The organism is Acinetobacter sp. YH12254, assembly GCF_013417415.1.
Classification (GTDB): Bacteria; Pseudomonadota; Gammaproteobacteria; order Pseudomonadales; family Moraxellaceae; genus Acinetobacter; species Acinetobacter pseudolwoffii.
This window is the reverse complement of record NZ_VPEB01000004.1, coordinates 1-16680: the sequence shown is the minus strand read 5'-3', so window position 1 is coordinate 16680 and position 16680 is coordinate 1. Positions and strand designations below refer to the sequence as shown.

General features: G+C 41.0%; 17 protein-coding genes. 10 read left to right on the top strand and 7 right to left on the bottom strand.

Going from position 1 to position 16680, the window contains the following annotated elements; translation table 11 throughout:
* Positions 1-37: 37 nt before the first annotated feature.
* Positions 38-547 (top strand): hypothetical protein, encoded by a 510-nt coding sequence (locus tag FTV29_RS04080; protein ID WP_005096639.1) that lies wholly within the window; start codon positions 38-40, stop codon positions 545-547.
* A gap of 52 nt (positions 548-599) precedes the next feature.
* On the opposite strand, the gene FTV29_RS04075 is transcribed toward FTV29_RS04080, so the two are convergent.
* From FTV29_RS04075 to metK, 3 genes are all read right to left on the bottom strand, one after another.
* On the bottom strand, positions 600-1811 hold the full coding sequence (locus FTV29_RS04075) for a YeeE/YedE family protein (RefSeq protein ID WP_180075119.1): 1212 nt from the start codon (positions 1809-1811) through the stop codon (positions 600-602).
* Between the two features lie 347 nt (positions 1812-2158).
* A complete protein-coding gene (locus FTV29_RS04070) occupies positions 2159-2503 on the bottom strand; it encodes a hypothetical protein (protein WP_005096643.1) in 345 nt (114 codons plus the stop codon).
* Between the two features lie 353 nt (positions 2504-2856).
* Positions 2857-4023 carry a methionine adenosyltransferase gene (gene metK / locus FTV29_RS04065; RefSeq protein WP_005096646.1) on the bottom strand — a complete coding sequence of 389 codons (1167 nt, stop codon included), beginning with the start codon at positions 4021-4023 and terminating at the stop codon, positions 2857-2859.
* A gap of 473 nt (positions 4024-4496) precedes the next feature.
* Here metK and FTV29_RS04060 point away from each other — a divergent pair, with 473 nt between their 5' ends.
* From FTV29_RS04060 to FTV29_RS04040, 5 genes are all read left to right on the top strand, one after another.
* A complete protein-coding gene (locus tag FTV29_RS04060) occupies positions 4497-4880 on the top strand; it encodes a prepilin-type N-terminal cleavage/methylation domain-containing protein (protein WP_180075176.1) in 384 nt (127 codons plus the stop codon).
* Between the two features lie 451 nt (positions 4881-5331).
* Positions 5332-7320 (top strand): transketolase, encoded by a 1989-nt coding sequence (gene tkt / locus FTV29_RS04055; protein WP_074382885.1) that lies wholly within the window; start codon positions 5332-5334, stop codon positions 7318-7320.
* 135 nt (positions 7321-7455) lie between these two features.
* On the top strand, positions 7456-7671 hold the full coding sequence (locus FTV29_RS04050) for a hypothetical protein (protein ID WP_005096650.1): 216 nt from the start codon (positions 7456-7458) through the stop codon (positions 7669-7671).
* A 174-nt stretch (positions 7672-7845) separates the two neighbouring features.
* Positions 7846-8301 (top strand): N-acetyltransferase, encoded by a 456-nt coding sequence (locus FTV29_RS04045; protein ID WP_005096652.1) that lies wholly within the window; start codon positions 7846-7848, stop codon positions 8299-8301.
* Between the two features lie 128 nt (positions 8302-8429).
* Positions 8430-9020 (top strand): YceI family protein, encoded by a 591-nt coding sequence (locus tag FTV29_RS04040; RefSeq protein ID WP_180075118.1) that lies wholly within the window; start codon positions 8430-8432, stop codon positions 9018-9020.
* Between the two features lie 71 nt (positions 9021-9091).
* Here FTV29_RS04040 and FTV29_RS04035 read toward each other — a convergent pair whose 3' ends face one another.
* Together FTV29_RS04035 and FTV29_RS04030 are read right to left on the bottom strand one after the other, a co-directional pair.
* Entirely contained in the window at positions 9092-9724 is a 633-nt protein-coding gene (locus FTV29_RS04035; RefSeq protein ID WP_005096656.1) for a threonine export protein RhtC, read from the bottom strand.
* Positions 9725-9773: 49 nt separating this feature from the next.
* A complete protein-coding gene (locus FTV29_RS04030; protein WP_074383170.1) occupies positions 9774-10493 on the bottom strand; it encodes a glutamine amidotransferase in 720 nt (239 codons plus the stop codon).
* 227 nt (positions 10494-10720) lie between these two features.
* Here FTV29_RS04030 and yfcF point away from each other — a divergent pair, with 227 nt between their 5' ends.
* Positions 10721-11356 (top strand): glutathione transferase, encoded by a 636-nt coding sequence (gene yfcF, locus FTV29_RS04025; RefSeq protein ID WP_159138184.1) that lies wholly within the window; start codon positions 10721-10723, stop codon positions 11354-11356.
* A gap of 133 nt (positions 11357-11489) precedes the next feature.
* The gene (locus FTV29_RS04020; RefSeq protein WP_180075117.1) at positions 11490-12407 is read left to right on the top strand and encodes a cation diffusion facilitator family transporter; all 918 of its coding nucleotides are present in this window, start codon (positions 11490-11492) and stop codon (positions 12405-12407) included.
* Between the two features lie 27 nt (positions 12408-12434).
* Here FTV29_RS04020 and FTV29_RS04015 read toward each other — a convergent pair whose 3' ends face one another.
* Positions 12435-13415 carry a fatty acid desaturase family protein gene (locus tag FTV29_RS04015; protein ID WP_180075116.1) on the bottom strand — a complete coding sequence of 327 codons (981 nt, stop codon included), beginning with the start codon at positions 13413-13415 and terminating at the stop codon, positions 12435-12437.
* A 91-nt stretch (positions 13416-13506) separates the two neighbouring features.
* Complete coding sequence (locus FTV29_RS04010) at positions 13507-14295, bottom strand: hypothetical protein (protein WP_180075115.1); 789 nt, start codon at positions 14293-14295, stop codon at positions 13507-13509.
* A gap of 159 nt (positions 14296-14454) precedes the next feature.
* On the opposite strand from FTV29_RS04010, the gene FTV29_RS04005 reads away from it, so the two are divergent.
* Both FTV29_RS04005 and FTV29_RS04000 read left to right on the top strand, forming a co-directional pair.
* Positions 14455-15206 (top strand): IS5 family transposase gene (locus FTV29_RS04005; RefSeq protein WP_370981754.1). Its coding sequence is split into 2 segments (ribosomal slippage): positions 14455-14689 and positions 14689-15206, totalling 753 coding nucleotides; the frame shifts between segments, so codons are not numbered across the junction.
* A 360-nt stretch (positions 15207-15566) separates the two neighbouring features.
* Positions 15567-16680, top strand: a 1114-nt coding sequence (locus FTV29_RS04000) for a hypothetical protein (RefSeq protein WP_218946045.1), incomplete at its 3' end; no start/stop codon positions are given.

The window sequence follows — 16680 nt, the reverse complement described above, 5'->3', positions numbered from 1 at the left end:
CATAATAAGCGTTTATATTTAGATTGAGTGCATAGATATGAAGGTATGGCTAACGTCATTGGCGCTGCTCATTGGATTAACCGCATGCTCGAAAGAGCCACAAAAACCGGTCGTCGATCCAGTCAAATATCAGGTTCAGACAGCGCAGGAATTACAGCAACGTTTTGATGCACTCAATAGCCAATTGGCTCAGGATTTTCAGAAATTTAAAAAACTAGAAAGTATTGCTTTCTCACACCAGTTTCCTTTAGATGTGAATAATCTGCAAACTTTAAACCGTCATTTGGTCAGCAGTACGGCATTAAAACCAAGTAAAATTGCCTATTGCGATATGATGAATGCTTATTTTGCCGATATGTATCGTTTGGGGCATTATAATCTGGAACTGGTCGATGACATCCAATTGCCGAATGCTGCCAATGAAAATCTAAAAGACAATTTTTCGAATGCCGATCACTTCTATACTTTTATTCTGGATCGCTATACCACTTATCGTCAGGTTCAGCAGACCATGGGTTATGGTTGTAATTTAAAAGCCGCGCTTTAAATCTTAAAGATAAAAAAGCCCATCATTAAGATGGGCTTTTTAGTTTAAATAATTAACAACCTGTAATTTTTTCAGCTTGTGGTTTTTCTTCCGGGAAGAAAATTGGACGAAGTTTCACCCCAATACCATTACCGATAAAGGCAAACACCAGCCATAACCAGCCATGTAAACTGCCTGAAGCGATACCACTGAAATACGCGCCAATATTACAACCATAGGCCAAGCGTGCACCATAGCCGAGCATGATGCCACCGACAACAGCAGCAATGAGCGAGCGTTTCGGAATGTTGAAATTCGGGGCAAATTTACCAGCCAGACTGGCTGCCAGCAAAGCACCGAGCATGATGCCAAAGTTCATCATCGAGGTAATATCAAACCACAACGACTCTGCAAGTGCTTTGGCATTGCCAGCTTTCTGCCAATAATCCCATGCAGTTACATCAACACCCACTAAAGTGGCGCCTTTTGCACCCCAAACTGCCAGGGCAGAAGTCACGCCCCAAGGACGACCTGCAAGTGCCAACGTCGCAAAGTTGAGCAGGGTCAGAATAATCCCGCCCCAAATCAGAGGCCATGGACCACGAATAAAGCGTTTCCAGCCTTGATGCTCACTGCTTGGTTCTACTTCCAGACGACCATGACGTTTCTTTTCGAAATAAACAGTCGCCGCAGCAATCAATGCAAAAATAATAAAGCTCAGCAGCAATCCAGGCATCACGCCTAAACTCTGTACCAGAGAAATAGGTTCCAGATGCGGCAAAGCAAACCACCAGTCTAAGTGTGAGGTTGCAATCACAGAGCCGATACAGAAGAACAAGAGTGTTACCAGCATACGTGCACTACCACCACCCACGGTATACAGCGTACCCGATGCACAACCGCCACCGAGCTGCATGCCGATGCCGAAAATAAAGGCACCAATCATGACTGACATGGAAACAGGACTGACGTTACCTGTGACCGGGTTGCCAAACAATTCACCCGCACCTAAAGCCGGGAAGAATAACAATACTGCTAGAGCGAGCATAATCATTTGTGCACGCAGACCACGACCGCGACGTTCCTTGATAAAGACGCGCCAACTCGAGGTAAAACCAAATGAGGCATGGTACAGGGTCATGCCTAGCGCACCACCGATTAAAAATAACAGAGCCTGATTTAAGCCAACGATCTGATAGGCACCGATTGTACCGATTACAAGTAAAATAAAAGCCACCCAGACCGAAATATTCGACCGTTGGGAAGCAGCAGCAATGACTGACATGGGAGATTAAATTTTAAAAATAAAGGCTGGTATTCTACTGAATTTCAGCTTAAATGCAGCCCATTTTGGCCAATGAGTGAGTATTAAGTCATTCTTATAGTTGATAAGTTTTATCACTTTATCTGATTTGTGGGAGTGAATTATAAAAATAAATCTAATGGAACATCTCATTATTCTGTAATTCTCTACACTTAAGCAGCTTAAATAAATTGCAGATTTAATCGTATGGTTTTATGCCGATAGATCAGTATCGAGCATTTTTGAGTTTCTAGATTTTCAAATGAAGTACATAAAAAAGCCTGCAAATTGAATCGCAGGCTTTTTAAGCATTAAACTGAGAGCTAAAATCAGTTTTCAGCTTTTTCTCGAACATTGCCAGCACCTTCTTCAACCGCAGCTGCAGTGGCCGCAGTGGCTTTTCGTGCTGCTTCAGCAGTAGCATCTGCTGCTCGAGACGTTGCAGCAGCAGCTTCGTCAGCTGCTTGAGCTGTATTTTCCGCTGCATTATCCAAGGCTCTTTCAGTGTCTACCGCAGCTTCACGGCTTGCATCTTGCATATCATGACCGGCTTGATCTGCTGCATTTTCTAAATGCTCACCTGTCGTTGCCCCGGTTTCAGGTGCTTTATCTTTGTTACAGCCGACCAAGGCAACAGTTGCCACTAAACCTAAAGCAATCATTAATTTATTCATCGAGTAATATCCCTTGTTGTTGTATAGCTGCCAACTAATTTAACAGTCATTTCTTAAAGTTTATGCTAGAAAATAGATCAAAATTTGTTGATTAACTGTAACTTTTTTCAATACTTATGCTGCTTTAACTCGCTCAGGACTTATTTAATAAGTTGTTTTAAGTGTATTAAATGAGTCAGATCCAGAAACTAAAAAATTTCTAATTTAATAAGCATTCAAGGATGATGGAAATGAACGGGGTATATTATTAATCTTGCGATTTAAGTTGTCAGTCGTGTAAAAAAGATGATTTTAAGCAATAAAATCCCAGTCATAAAAAAAGCCCGCAGGGTGCGGGCTTTTTAAAGAGAAAATTAGAGACCAGCAGAGGCTTTAAGCGCTTCCACTTTGTCGGTTTTTTCCCAAGTAAAGGCCGTATCAGAGCCTTCACGGCCAAAATGACCATAAGCCGCAGTCTGCTTATACATTGGCTGAATCAGATCCAGCATGCGGGTAATGCCATATGGGCGTAGGTCAAAGTGCTCACGAACCAAGGCAATAATCAATTCTTCAGATACTTTTGCAGTATTAAAAGTGTTGATTGAAATTGAAGTGGGTTCAGCAACACCAATTGCATAAGACACCTGGATTTCACACTTGTCTGCAAGACCAGCCGCAACGATATTTTTTGCTACATAACGCCCTGCATAGGCAGCAGAACGGTCAACCTTAGATGGATCTTTGCCAGAGAAAGCACCACCGCCATGACGCGCCATACCACCGTAGGTATCTACGATAATTTTACGACCTGTCAAACCACAGTCACCGACAGGGCCGCCAATCACGAACATACCCGTTGGGTTGATGTGGAATTTGGTCTCTGCATGGAACATATCGGCAGGAATGATTTTCTTCACGATTTCTTCAATCACAGCTTCTTTAAGATTGGCTTGTGAAATTTCAGGATCGTGTTGAGTCGACAAAACCACAGCATCTAAACGAACAGGTTTGCCATTTTCATAAGCAAAGGTCACTTGGCTTTTCGCATCTGGGCGTAACCAAGGCAAAGTTCCATTACGACGAAGCTCTGCTTGTTTTTCCATTAAGCGATGTGCATAGGTAATTGGCGCAGGCATTAAAACGTCAGTTTCACGGCTAGCATAACCAAACATCAAACCTTGGTCGCCGGCACCTTGATCTTCAGGTTTCTGACGGTCTACACCCTGAGCAATTTCAGGTGACTGTTTGCCAATCATGTTGATTACGGCACAGGTCGAACCATCAAAACCCAGATCAGAATGGTGATAACCAATACCGTTCACGGTATGGCGTACTACCGCTTCAAAATCGATATTGGCCGTCGTTGTGATTTCACCGGCAAGTACAACCGCACCTGTTTTTACAAGCGTTTCACAAGCAACCCGTGCATAAGGGTCTTCTTTTAAGATTGCATCCAAAATAGCGTCACTGATTTGGTCAGCCATTTTATCTGGATGGCCTTCGCTTACAGATTCCGAAGTAAATACAGCGTACTCGCGCATAGTCCTATCACAGTTAATTTTAAAGACCCGATATGTTACATCGAGTTGCGCTCTAGGACTAGCTTAACACGACAAAATTGGTCGAAATTGTTTCAAATTATTGTGTTTTTAATTGATTAATAGAATTAAAAAAATTGATATGTCGATTTAACCGTCATTGCTGATTTGGCAAGGAGCGACAAATTAATCCGGATTTTCCCAGATGTAGCAAAATTAAACAGTTATATTCTCGAATAAATTTTAAAAGATCGCTGATTGGAAAAATATAAAGCTAAAATCTGAGCAATTTTCAGGAAAGTGATTATTACATTAATACGCTCGCATGTGATTCAACATGATTCGACTAGCTGTATTGTTGTTGCATCGGCTTCTCTGCATATTAGGCCTAAGGTTTCACTACTGGCCGGTTAAGCATGGCCAAGATTCTTTTTGTATGGGCTTCTTGAAGTAAGACTGTACGGAGATAAGTCATGATGTATCAAAAGGCATTTACCTTAATTGAGGTGATGATTGTACTGACGATGATAGCGATTTTAGCCACCATGGCGTTTATGAGTTATCAGGGCTATGTGGTACGTGCTCAACTGGCTGAAGTGTTTGAGCAGGCTGGCACATATCGAACTCAGTTCATTGCCTCAGATCAGCATTGTGATGCTGGACGCGAGATTGGGGGGAATACACGATATATCGAAAAAGTGGTGATTAATGCAACATGCCGAATTGAGTTTAAGCTGCGACAGCAAGGCCTAGATGCAGCGATTCGGGGTAAATCAATTGCATTTGATGTCTATACGGGAAAATGCTTCTCGACTGATATTTATCAGCGCTATTTACCTAAAAGCTGCCAAGGGCGCTAAGCACGCTTGCTGCTTATGATTGAGCCTAAATAGATGTAAGCTTTTCATCTAAAAAATACATAGTTGATTGATCTATTGATAAGAATGAATCATCAATGCTTTCCATCATCAACGAGAAAATTATATGACACATCTCTCTTTAAACGGATGGAGCCGACTTTAGATTAAAAACGAAATAACAGTCAATTCTAAAAAATGCAGGGTTGAAAAGCTCAATCAGACAACAATATGCTAACTATCATGTCTAATAAATCCCTCGCAAAAGTGACCAGAGAAAACAGAACTAGAGAGAAAAATGTGGAATAATTACCCGATAAGGAAATACAAGACTAATAAACTGATAAATGTTGTTGCTTAGTCTTTACCCCTCGCTGTTTTTTTAAGACAATAGACTATAGTTTTGAAAGTCTTTTCATCATTTCCTATTTCTGAATATTTTGGACTCTGATTTATGACAACCCCGCTTAATGAACGTCGTATTGCAAACGCAATTCGTGTATTGGCAATGGATGCTGTGCAAAAAGCAAACTCAGGACATCCAGGTGCTCCAATGGGGATGGCAGATATCGCTGATGTGGTTTGGCGTGAATTCCTGAACCACAACCCGACCAACCCGAATTGGGCTAACCGTGACCGTTTTGTATTGTCAAATGGCCATGGCTCTATGCTTCAATATGCACTGCTTCATTTAACGGGCTACGATCTTTCGATTGAAGATCTAAAAGCATTCCGTCAACTTCATTCTAAAACACCTGGTCACCCGGAATTGGGTTATGCACCCGGGATTGAAACGACGACTGGTCCTCTAGGTCAAGGGATCGCCAATGCTGTTGGTTTTGCGCTGGCTGAAAAAACCTTAGCCGCACAATTTAATAAAGATGACCTTCAGGTTGTGGATCACTTTACTTACTGCTTCCTGGGCGATGGCTGCCTGATGGAAGGTATTTCACATGAAGTGTGTTCATTGGCAGGTACCTTAGGTCTTGGTAAGTTAATTGCCTATTATGACGACAATGGCATCTCGATTGATGGTGAAGTAGAAGGCTGGTTCTCTGACGATACCGAACAACGCTTCTTGGCTTACGGCTGGCAAGTACTTAAAGTAGATGGTCATGATAGCGAAGCGCTTCGTGCTGCAACTTTAGCAGCTAAAGCTGAAACTGCTAAGCCAACCATCATTATCTGTAAAACAGTGATTGGTTTGGGTTCACCAAACAAGCAAGGTAAAGAAGACAGCCATGGTGCGCCACTCGGGCATGATGAAATTGTCTTGACGCGTGCAGCATTAGGCTGGACTGACGAAGCATTTGTTATTCCTGAAGATGTGTATGCAGCTTGGGATGCCAAAGACAAGGGCGCTAAAACTGAAGCAGCGTGGAATGAAACATTTGCTGCCTATGCTGCAAAATATCCGACTGAAGCGGCAGAGCTAAAACGCCGTATGTCAGGTGATTTGCCAGCGGACTTCGTTGCAAAAGCAGATGCTTATATCGCTGAAGTGAATGCTAAAGCTGAAACCATCGCGACACGTAAAGCAAGCCAAAATGCATTGCAAGCACTGGTTCCATTATTGCCAGAAGTGCTAGGCGGTTCTGCGGACTTGGCTGGTTCTAACCTGACGCTGTGGAAAGGTGCGCAAGGTGTACAAGACAATGCAGCGGGTAACTACGTACATTATGGCGTGCGTGAATTCGGTATGACTGCAATCGCCAATGGTGTTGCGCTGCATGGCGGTTTCATTCCTTATGTGGCTACATTCCTGATGTTTATGGAATATGCACGTAATGCAGTACGTATGTCTGCCTTGATGAAGCAACGTGTGATTCATGTGTACACACATGACTCTATTGGTCTCGGTGAAGATGGTCCTACGCATCAGCCAATCGAGCAAATTGCATCTTTACGTGGTACACCAAACCTGAATACCTGGCGTCCATGTGACACCGTTGAAGCTGCAATTTCTTGGAAGTCTGCATTGACTCGTTCTGAGGGTCCGACAGCATTAATCTTCTCTCGTCAAAACTTAGCTTTCCAAACCCGTACTCAAACACAAATTGAGAACGCTGCGAAAGGTGGTTATGTATTGGCTGAAGAAAAAGGCGAATTAAAAGCGATTATTATTGCAACAGGTTCAGAGGTTGCTTTGGCAATGGAAGCTTATGCACAGCTTGAGGGCGTGCGTGTTGTGTCTATGCCATGTGCTGAAGAATTCATGAAGCAAGATGCAGCGTACCGTGAAGCAGTTCTTCCATCCAATATTCGTGCGCGTGTTGCGGTTGAAGCAGCGCATGTAGATTATTGGTGGAAATTCGTTGGTCTAGATGGTCGCGTAATTGGTATGAGTACTTATGGTGAATCTGCACCTGCAAAAGACTTGTTCCAGCACTTTGGTATTACCACTGAAGCCGTTGTTGCAGCAGTAAAAGAAATTACTGCTTAATCAGCCCTTTAAAAGTTTAAAATGGCGTCCCAGTTTTGGGGCGTCTTTTTGTTTTTTGGTCTTTTTAGCTCTGTTTTCATGTGACAAGAGTTGAAGAGTTCTCTTGATAATTGAATGCAAAAAAGTGAGATAAACATGAGCTTGTACGAGCAAATTAGCGAAGAAATTACTCTGATGGATGCAGGCGAACAGAAATGGATCGGACAGGATCTACCTCTTGAGGCCATGATGGCGGTTGAGTTAATGCTGCAAGAACTCGCGGAAGAAAAAGTCATCAAAGTCCGTCGTAAAAACCATGAAAAGACGACTGGCCTAAAACAGGTTGATCGTATTCTGGTTGAAAAACTGTAAAGCTAAAATACTAAAAAGTCCCTGATTGGGGCTTTTTTTATGCCAGATGATTTTTGTCTGGAAGTTGCTTATCAAAACCAGATGAGATAAAGATAAGTTTATAACCCGCTATAGAACTCAGCACCCTATCGAAACGGTTTATTTTGATGAAATAGGCAAAAGAAGTTGGTAAACATGAAAATAAATTCCCAGATTCAGATCAAATCTTTAGAGCAAATATCACAGTACCAATGGCTGCCTTTATGGCAAGAATATCAGGCTTTTTATCATGCGAAGATCTGTGATGAGGTCAGTGAAAATACCTGGGCGAAATTACACAGTACTGAGCTAGATTCGATGTATGGCTTTGCCGCATTGCTTGATGAAAAAGTGGTGGGCATTGTACATGTGGTCGAGCATGACAGCAGTTGGACGCTACGACCTTATGCTTATTTGCAGGATTTATTTGTGCCTTCGCAGTATCGAGGTCAAGGTATCGCTTGCAAGTTGATTGAACACGTTTATCAGGTGGCAGAACAGCGTAATTGTGACCGCGTTTACTGGCTTACGCATGAATCAAATCGTCAGGCACAAATGCTCTATGATAAAGTGGCCAAAAAGACCGGATTTATCCAGTACCGTATGGATTAATAATAGAAATTTAAAAAATAACTTACAAATTTATCGTTTCATCGCTGCAACAAAACGTTTTATCTTTAGAGCTGTAAATATTTCTTAATTCTATACACTGAATAACATCCAAAACGAGAGATAAAAACATGAATTTCAAAACATTAGCATTAGGCTTAGCGGTTTCATCTGTAGCAACATTTTCTATTGCAAAACCAGTAACCTATACAATTGACCCGACCCATACTGCAGCCGTATTTAGCTGGGATCATTTCGGTTTTTCTACGCCATCTGGTAATTTCTCTGATATTCAGGGCAAAATCGTGGTAGACAATAAACAACCGGCAAAGTCAGCTGTGCATGTGACAATTCCAGTATCCAGTATTAATACCAACGTGACAGCTTTAGATGATCACTTAAAGAAAGCAGATTTCTTTGATGCAGCAAAATATCCAAACATCAGCTTTAAAAGTACCAAAGTAGAAACACAGGACAAAAAGAACTTCAAAATTACTGGTGACTTAACTATTAAAGGCGTGACCAAACCTGTGGTATTGGATGCTGTTTTAAACAAACAGGCTGAACATCCAATGATGAAAGTTCCAGCAATTGGTTTCAATGCAACCACTTCATTTGACCGCTCTGCATTTGGTTTAGGAGCAAACGTACCGAGTGTGGGTGATAAAATTACTGTTCAGATTACCACTGAAGCCACTGTACCTGCGCCTACAAAGAAATAAGATTCTCTGTATGGGTAGTATGAAAAAGCACCTGATTCAGGTGCTTTTTTATCAAATAAAATGACTTAGATCTAATCACGATTCAGAATCAGCAGACAGCCAAAACTGATAAAGATCCCGCCTGTAACTCCATCAATCCATTTGGCAAATTTTTGATAATAAGTCGTCATTTTCGGCATTGAAAAAATAATGGCTACAACCGTAAACCAGAGCAAACTTTCGATAAAGACCAGAGCTAAAAGAGAAGACTGTTCTGATAGTTTTGCATTAGGGCTAATCGCCAATGCAAATACGCTGCTAAAGTAAATCAGGGCTTTGGGGTTGGCCATGTTGGTGAAAAAACCTTGCAGCAATAATTTAAGATACGACGGCTGAACGATAGAAAGAGCTTCTGCTTTCGAATTTGTTAACGGTAGAGGTGTCTTAAAGCTCGACTTCAACATCAAACTGCCCAGATAGAGTAGATATAATCCACCCAATAGCATTAAGACCTGCTGTAACCAGACCATTTTCTGAAATAAAAAATGCAGGCCGCCAAGTGCGCAAATTGACCAGACCAGAATGCTCAATGAAATGCCGAGGGCTGCACATAAAGCATGCTTTCTGGACTGCCGGATGGCACTTTGGGTGACAAAGAAAAAGTCCGGCCCTGGACTAATCAGGGCAAAAAAATGAATCACGGCAATGCCGAATAATGCGCTCATAATGTTTCTACAGTCGAGAGGAAGAGTTTAGCCTGGAATGTATCTGAGATTAGGATACGATATTTAATTGCGCCAGATATTGCTCTAGTACAGTTTGCGAGGTAGTTTCCAGTACAGGCGCAAACTGAAGATTGGCAGCGCGTAGTGCAGGAATATCAATTTTAGCCTGACTCAATTCACAGCTATGGCCAATCAGCCATTTTTCCAGACTATCACTGGCGACTTCAGGATGGAATTGTAGTGCCAGAATATTACTGCCTATACGAAAGGCCTGATTTGCATAAAGCTCAGTACTTGCCAGTAATTCAGCCTGTTCAGGTAGGTCAAAGGTATCACCGTGCCAATGTAGCACTTCAATATTTTCCAGATTTCGCAGTGGATTATTCTCGATAGCTGCAAGACTGAGCTTAGACCAGCCCATTTCTTTGCTCTGTCCTGCATAGACTTTGGCACCAAGCGCATGCGCAATCAATTGAGCACCCAGACAGATTCCTAAAGTGGGTAAATTCTTATCCAAACGTACTTTAAGCAGGTCTATTTCTGCTTGTAAGAAAGGAAAGTTTTCTGTTTCATAAACCCCAATTGGGCCACCGAGAATTACGGTTAAACCAGGATGCTCATACGCCTTACGCAGGTCATCAATCCCGGCTTCAAAATAGCGGACACGTAGCCCCAGCTGATAAAATACATCTTCCCAAGCACCGAGGTCTTCAAAAGCGAGATGTTGGATTGCATATACAGTATCGGGGAAATGGTCCAGGTTCAGCATGGTCATTTAATCTAAAACGGGAAATATTTATTTAACGTCATTCTGTAAAAAAATAGAAGTCTTTTTAATCCCGTAATTTATGAAGCAAGATATTCTCAATCTGAATAGTGAATCCTGGTGCAGGATTCTGAACCGGCTTTGTATCATTATGCAGCTCAATTTTCACTTTCCTCCAGAAAGACAGTAGAGTAGAGGCGAATATAGAATAAAAAAATTGAGGAAGAAAAATGCACAATATCTGTCTCTATATCGATAAAAAACGTATCAGTCCCTATGTCATGTCAGTTTACGTCGCTTTAAAAGAAAAAGGCCTGAATTTTCAGGAAAAAACGGTTGATCTAGATCAACTGGAACAACAAAGCATGGCATATCGCAGAATTTGCCCCAGTAGAAAAGTCCCTTGTCTGGTGATGGATGATTTTCATTTATTTGAATCTTGGGCGATTACAGAATATCTGGAAGATGCTTTTCCAGCGCCAGATTATCCAGCTTTATACCCCAGAGAGAGTCAGGCCAGAGCAAAATGCCGTGCAGTTCAGGCTTTAGTCAAAACTGATTTTATGGCAATCCGCCAGGCCATGCCTTCAGACTCAATCTTTGTTCCACCTAAAGGACTTTTTATTGCATCAGCCGAAGTCTTGCAAGATATTCAGCGTTTATTGGCAGTCACAGAGAGTTTGCTCAGTGAATGCTGGCTGACTGAACAGTGGTCAATTGCAGATTTTGATCTGGCCTTTATGCTGCACCGCCTGCTTAGCCAGCAGATTGAACTGCCTGATAAAATTCAGGTATATATCCAGCGAAATTTCCAGCGTGCTTCAGTTCAGGCGTGGCTAACAGAAAATGAAAAGCTCAAGCTTTAAGCTGCCAAAACTTATCAACTAGAGGATACAAAAAAGACTTAAATAGATAAAAATCAAGCGTAATATAAATCAGAACTGTGTGGAAAATTACGAGAAATAATGTCCTTGTTGCATCATTATTAAGGAGTGCGGGGTGGGGAATTCACATCATCATGAGCATAGTCATGTCACTGTGACTGCGAAAAATATCAAAAAATTATCGATTGCTCTGGCACTCACGACCAGTTTTTTAATTGTGGAAGTGATCGCCGGCTTTATGACGCAAAGTCTGGCCTTGCTTTCTGATGCAGCACATATGTTTATCGATGCTGCGGCACTGGCCATTGCGCTGGCGGCCATCAAGGTTGGGCAAAAACCGGCAGATAATAAACGCACTTTTGGTTATCAACGCTTTGAAATTCTGGCTGCCTTATTTAATGCCTTGATGCTCTTTGTGGTGGCGATTTATATTTTATTTGAAGCCTATCAACGTTTAAGTAATCCTCCAGAAATCCAGAGTCTGGGGATGATGGTTGTGGCGAGCTTAGGACTCATCATTAACCTGATTTCGATGAAAATTCTGGTGTCGAGTAGTCAGGAAAGTCTAAATATCAAAGGGGCTTATCTGGAGGTGCTGAGTGATGCATTGGGGTCAGTCGGCGTGATGATCGGGGCGCTGCTGATTTATTTTACTGGCTGGATGTGGGTAGATACACTGATTGCCGTATTGATCGGATTTTGGGTTTTGCCACGCACCTGGATTTTGCTCAAACAAAGTATCAATATTCTGCTGGAAGGAGTGCCAGATGAAATTGATATTGAAAAACTGCGTCATGATCTTTTAGCACTCGAAGGCGTACAAGATATTCATCAGCTTAAAGTCTGGGCGATTACTTCCAAAAAAGTCATGTTGACGGTACATTTGGTTGCACCGAATGTAGATTATCAGAAACTGCGTCATCAGGCTTTTGAAATGTTGAGCCATCAGCATCATATTACTGAAATGACTTTACAGATTGAGGCAGAAAATTGTCCACCGGAACAACGAGAGCATTCGACCCATCAGCACTGAAATATAATCATCTGAGCATCGCAGGGCTTAATTGTTTTTTAGAAGTGAACGGATGACATCCAAATAACTTGGTGGAGCATCGACATACTGACGCTCTCTTAACATTTGATGCATTTTCGCCAGCTTTTGATGCGGAACAGCGGCCATTAAATGATGTTCAATATGATAGTTCACATGAATCGGTGCCACAAAAGCCCGTGCCAGATAACCTGCGCGGGTTGTACGGGTATTGCTGAGGGCAGAATAACTGGTTTCCAGACCCGCATGTTCAGCCATTGCGCGAATACGGATAAATAAAGGGAATGGTGTGATATAAGCCAAAGGCCATAGCAAATACAGCTTAGGATGGCCACTGGCCCAAAGCACAGAGAAAATCGTGGCATTCGCGAGCAGCATACCTGAACTGTTTTTCAGCAGATTTTTGGCCAAATCTACCTTGCTACGATCACCACGTGGAATAGGCTTGGGATCGTTGGACACACTCCATTCCAGAAGCTCCAAATCCATCAATACCCGACCTGCCAGAAATTTAAGTCCAGATTGCCCGTTTAAGTCGCGAAAGAATTTTCGGAATAATGAGCTTTGAGTAATGGGGAAGTTTTTTACCAGGCCTAAATCCGGGTCGTCTGGTTGAGAGGTTTTAGCATGATGTTTCAAGTGATAAGTACGATATTTGCTGACCTCATTCCAGATTGGGCGTGCACACAGCCAATCGGTTAAATGTGTATTTAGCCATTTGGTTTTAAACAGGCTATGGTGTGAGGCATCGTGCATCAAAATCGCCATGGCCAGCTGACGACCTGCCAAAATCGCCAATGCCACTGCACACATTAAAAATTTTCCCCAAATGGGCAAATATTCCCAGCTATAGGCCACTGTACCGAAGGTCATCACAATCACAGCCCAAGTTGAAGCTATAGACCAAGCACCATGTAAGTCAGAAGTCGTGGTGAGTTCTTTAATTTCTTCGCGGCTAAAAAATTCGGTGACACTGAGCTTAGTGTTCATTGTTTTGCCTATTGCGTTCTTATCATTACTTTCAATATATTTGTCCTAAATATTACAGTCAATTTATTTTTGTGAATAAATATGAAATAAGTTATACACCCTGATTGTTAAAATATTGTTGCCATAAAAATTGCCCCTGTTTTTCTATTTTACGAACCGCCAGTTCAAATTGTTGCCGAGCTTCGGCATCTATCCATTCTGCAGGAAGTAGGGGATCGGCACGTAAACTAAATAAGGCAGATTTACCGAGATAGAAGGCAGTTTTTGCTGCATCAGGTAAAGGCAAGCTTTGAGAGTAATCAAACCATTGATGAATGTCTTGATTCACCTCCAGATAAGTTTGATGTAAGGCTTGAACATCCCAAAGTGCACTGACATCTATTTCCTGATCTATCTCACTGACTTGAAAAAAACGTGCATCTGGATCTAATCCAAACTGGATTGCAGCCGCTTTTAATTCGGTTAAGCTCAGCATTAAGTTGTCTGGACGAATAAAAACATTCTGCTCCATTTCCTGAAAGCCATAATAACCTAGTGCTTTTTCCCGTTTGGATAATGCAGTGCGATCTACACGTCCCAAAGCACCGGTATAAACCAGTACATATTTTCCATTCCACGCGGTCGCCATTTGCATATTGGGATGCTTGTTTAAACTGATAAAAGAAGTATCAAATTTTTTTTCTAGCAATTGATACACGCCGCGCTCTACAGCTTGAATGATATTTTCCTGATTCAATCGGGCTACAGCAACTCGCAGGCTATTGTGAGAAATGCTTAATAGATCTCCTGCACATAGCATCTGTTTAATGCTGGCGGTGGAATTTTGAGACGCATATAACAAGTCTAAAACCAGATGACGGGCATTCAATTTATAAGTCATGAATTAATAACATTGTTAGAAATCGGATATTTAGTTGACGATAGCAGTTCAGATAAAATAAACCAAATAAATTCAGACTAGGGCGTGTCCTCATTTGAAAAATTGGTTTTAAATACTTAAAATCCTCCTTTAAGCTCTTTTGATTTCTATATTTTTTCAATGGCACGTACTCTTCTCACCGATGATATCTGGCAGCAAATTCAAGATACTATGCGATTACACGGTTGTTACTGTTCAAAGAATAGTAGAAATATCATGGAAGCGATCTTATGGAAACTGCGTACAGGCGCCACATGGCGTGATATTCCCCAAGAATTTTGTCCTTGGCAAACTGCTTACAATCGCTTTAATCGTTGGGCAAGCAAGGGATTGTGGGATAAATTTTTTTTAGATTACGAGGCGTCTTGGATCAAGAATGGGTATTCATTGACGGAAGTTACATACGCGTGCATCAACATGCAAGTGGAGCTCGGCATGGTTTCGAAAGAGCAATTGGACAATCACGTGGTGGACGAACAACAAAAATACATCTTGCAACCGACGCGAATGGATTACCGATTGATTTTAAAATCACTGGGGGTGACGTCCACGACAGTCAAGTTGCAAAACAACTGATTGATACGGTAGACGAGGCAACTTATCTCATTGCTGATAAGGGGTATGATGCTGAGCACATTAGAATATATGCCAAGAACAAGAATATGATTCCCATTATTCCATTGAGATCAAACAGTAAGAGATCGAATAAGGAATTTGATAAATATCTATATAAATTAAGACATTTAGTTGAAAATGCTTTTGCGAGATTAAAACATTTCCGTGCTATTGCAACTCGATTTGATAAACTGGCACGCAATTATAAATCTATGATTCGTATAGCCTGTATATTTATTTGGTGCAAAGCCAAATGAGGACACACCCTAAAGTATTTCAAAAATTTAATGCAGAGTATAAAAATAGTTTTTTATATAATATATATTTTTAATTTGTTTTTAATAATCATAAAATTTATAGATTAATTGCAGCATAGTTGTGTAATTTTTAAATATATTTAATATGTTCTATAAGCTAAAAATTAAGAACTAAATTATTTACTTGCTTATCAAGTGTATATTAATCATTTAAAAAATGAGCTTTAGAAAAACTTAACTATATGGCCATCATAGTATAGATGGTTAAAAATAACTTTATAAAATATATAATTAATACTTGAAAAGTGGGGTGAATCACAGTTTAATCCAACTAATATGCTTGGTTTTTTGAGGTTTTTTATGCAGGTTCAAGTTATTTCAAAAGTTGAAGGTAGTAATCAATTAATAAAAGAGTATCTGGAAAAAATAGAACTCGATAAAGATTCTGTAGTTCTAGTAGATGTAAAAATTGAAGATATAGAAAAAATAGAATATATAAATAACCAAGCAGTAATTACTTTGAAAAGTGGTGAAATAATATTGGTTAATCAATTTAATCCGAAAAAGAGTTCATTGATTTTTAGAAATGAACAGTCGGAAATGTTTTTATATGACTTCGAAACTCTCGACTATAATCCTATCGATAAAATTGAACCATTATTATACGGCCACTCAGAAAGTGCATTTATCAATATTTGGCCAATAGCAGGTTTGGGAATAGCGGGCATAGGGTTAATTGCGGGGATAACTGATAATAAAAATAGTAATACTGAAAGTGCCGAACCTAGTCATCCTATAGACGAGCCTACAGATGAAGATAGTTCAGAAGAACCTCCGGTAGGTAGTAATCCGGGTAACTTGGAACCAGAGGAGCCTAAAGATGAAGGAACAGAAGGAGAAGAGCCAAAAATTCCTGTTGATAGTAATCTTAATGGTAAAGATGGGGTGGATGGTAAGGATGGCGAAAATGGTAAATCCGCACTGGAGCTATTAATAGAAGCGGGTGAGCTAAATGCTGATGCGGATATTAATGATCTGATTGATTATTTGAAAGGTAAAGACGGAAACAACGGTAAATCCGTATTAGAACTTCTTATTGAAGCCAAAGAATTACCAGAGGGTTCTACTGTAAATGATCTGATCGAGTTTCTGAAAGGTAAAGACGGTAGTAATGGTAAAGACGGCACTGTGGTGACGATCGGGACCAATGGCAACTGGTTTATTGATGGTGTAGACAGTCAAGTGGCTGCAGCAGGTAAAGACGGTTCAGTTGTAACGATCAATAAAGACAACAACCACTGGTATATCGATGGCGTTGATACAGGTGTTGTTGCCGTTGCACAAAATGGTAAAGACGGCACTGTGGTGACGATCGGGACCAATGGCAACTGGTTTATTGATGGTGTAGACAGTCAAGTGGCTGCAGCAGGTAAAGACGGTTCAGTTGTAACGATCAATAAAGACAACAACCACT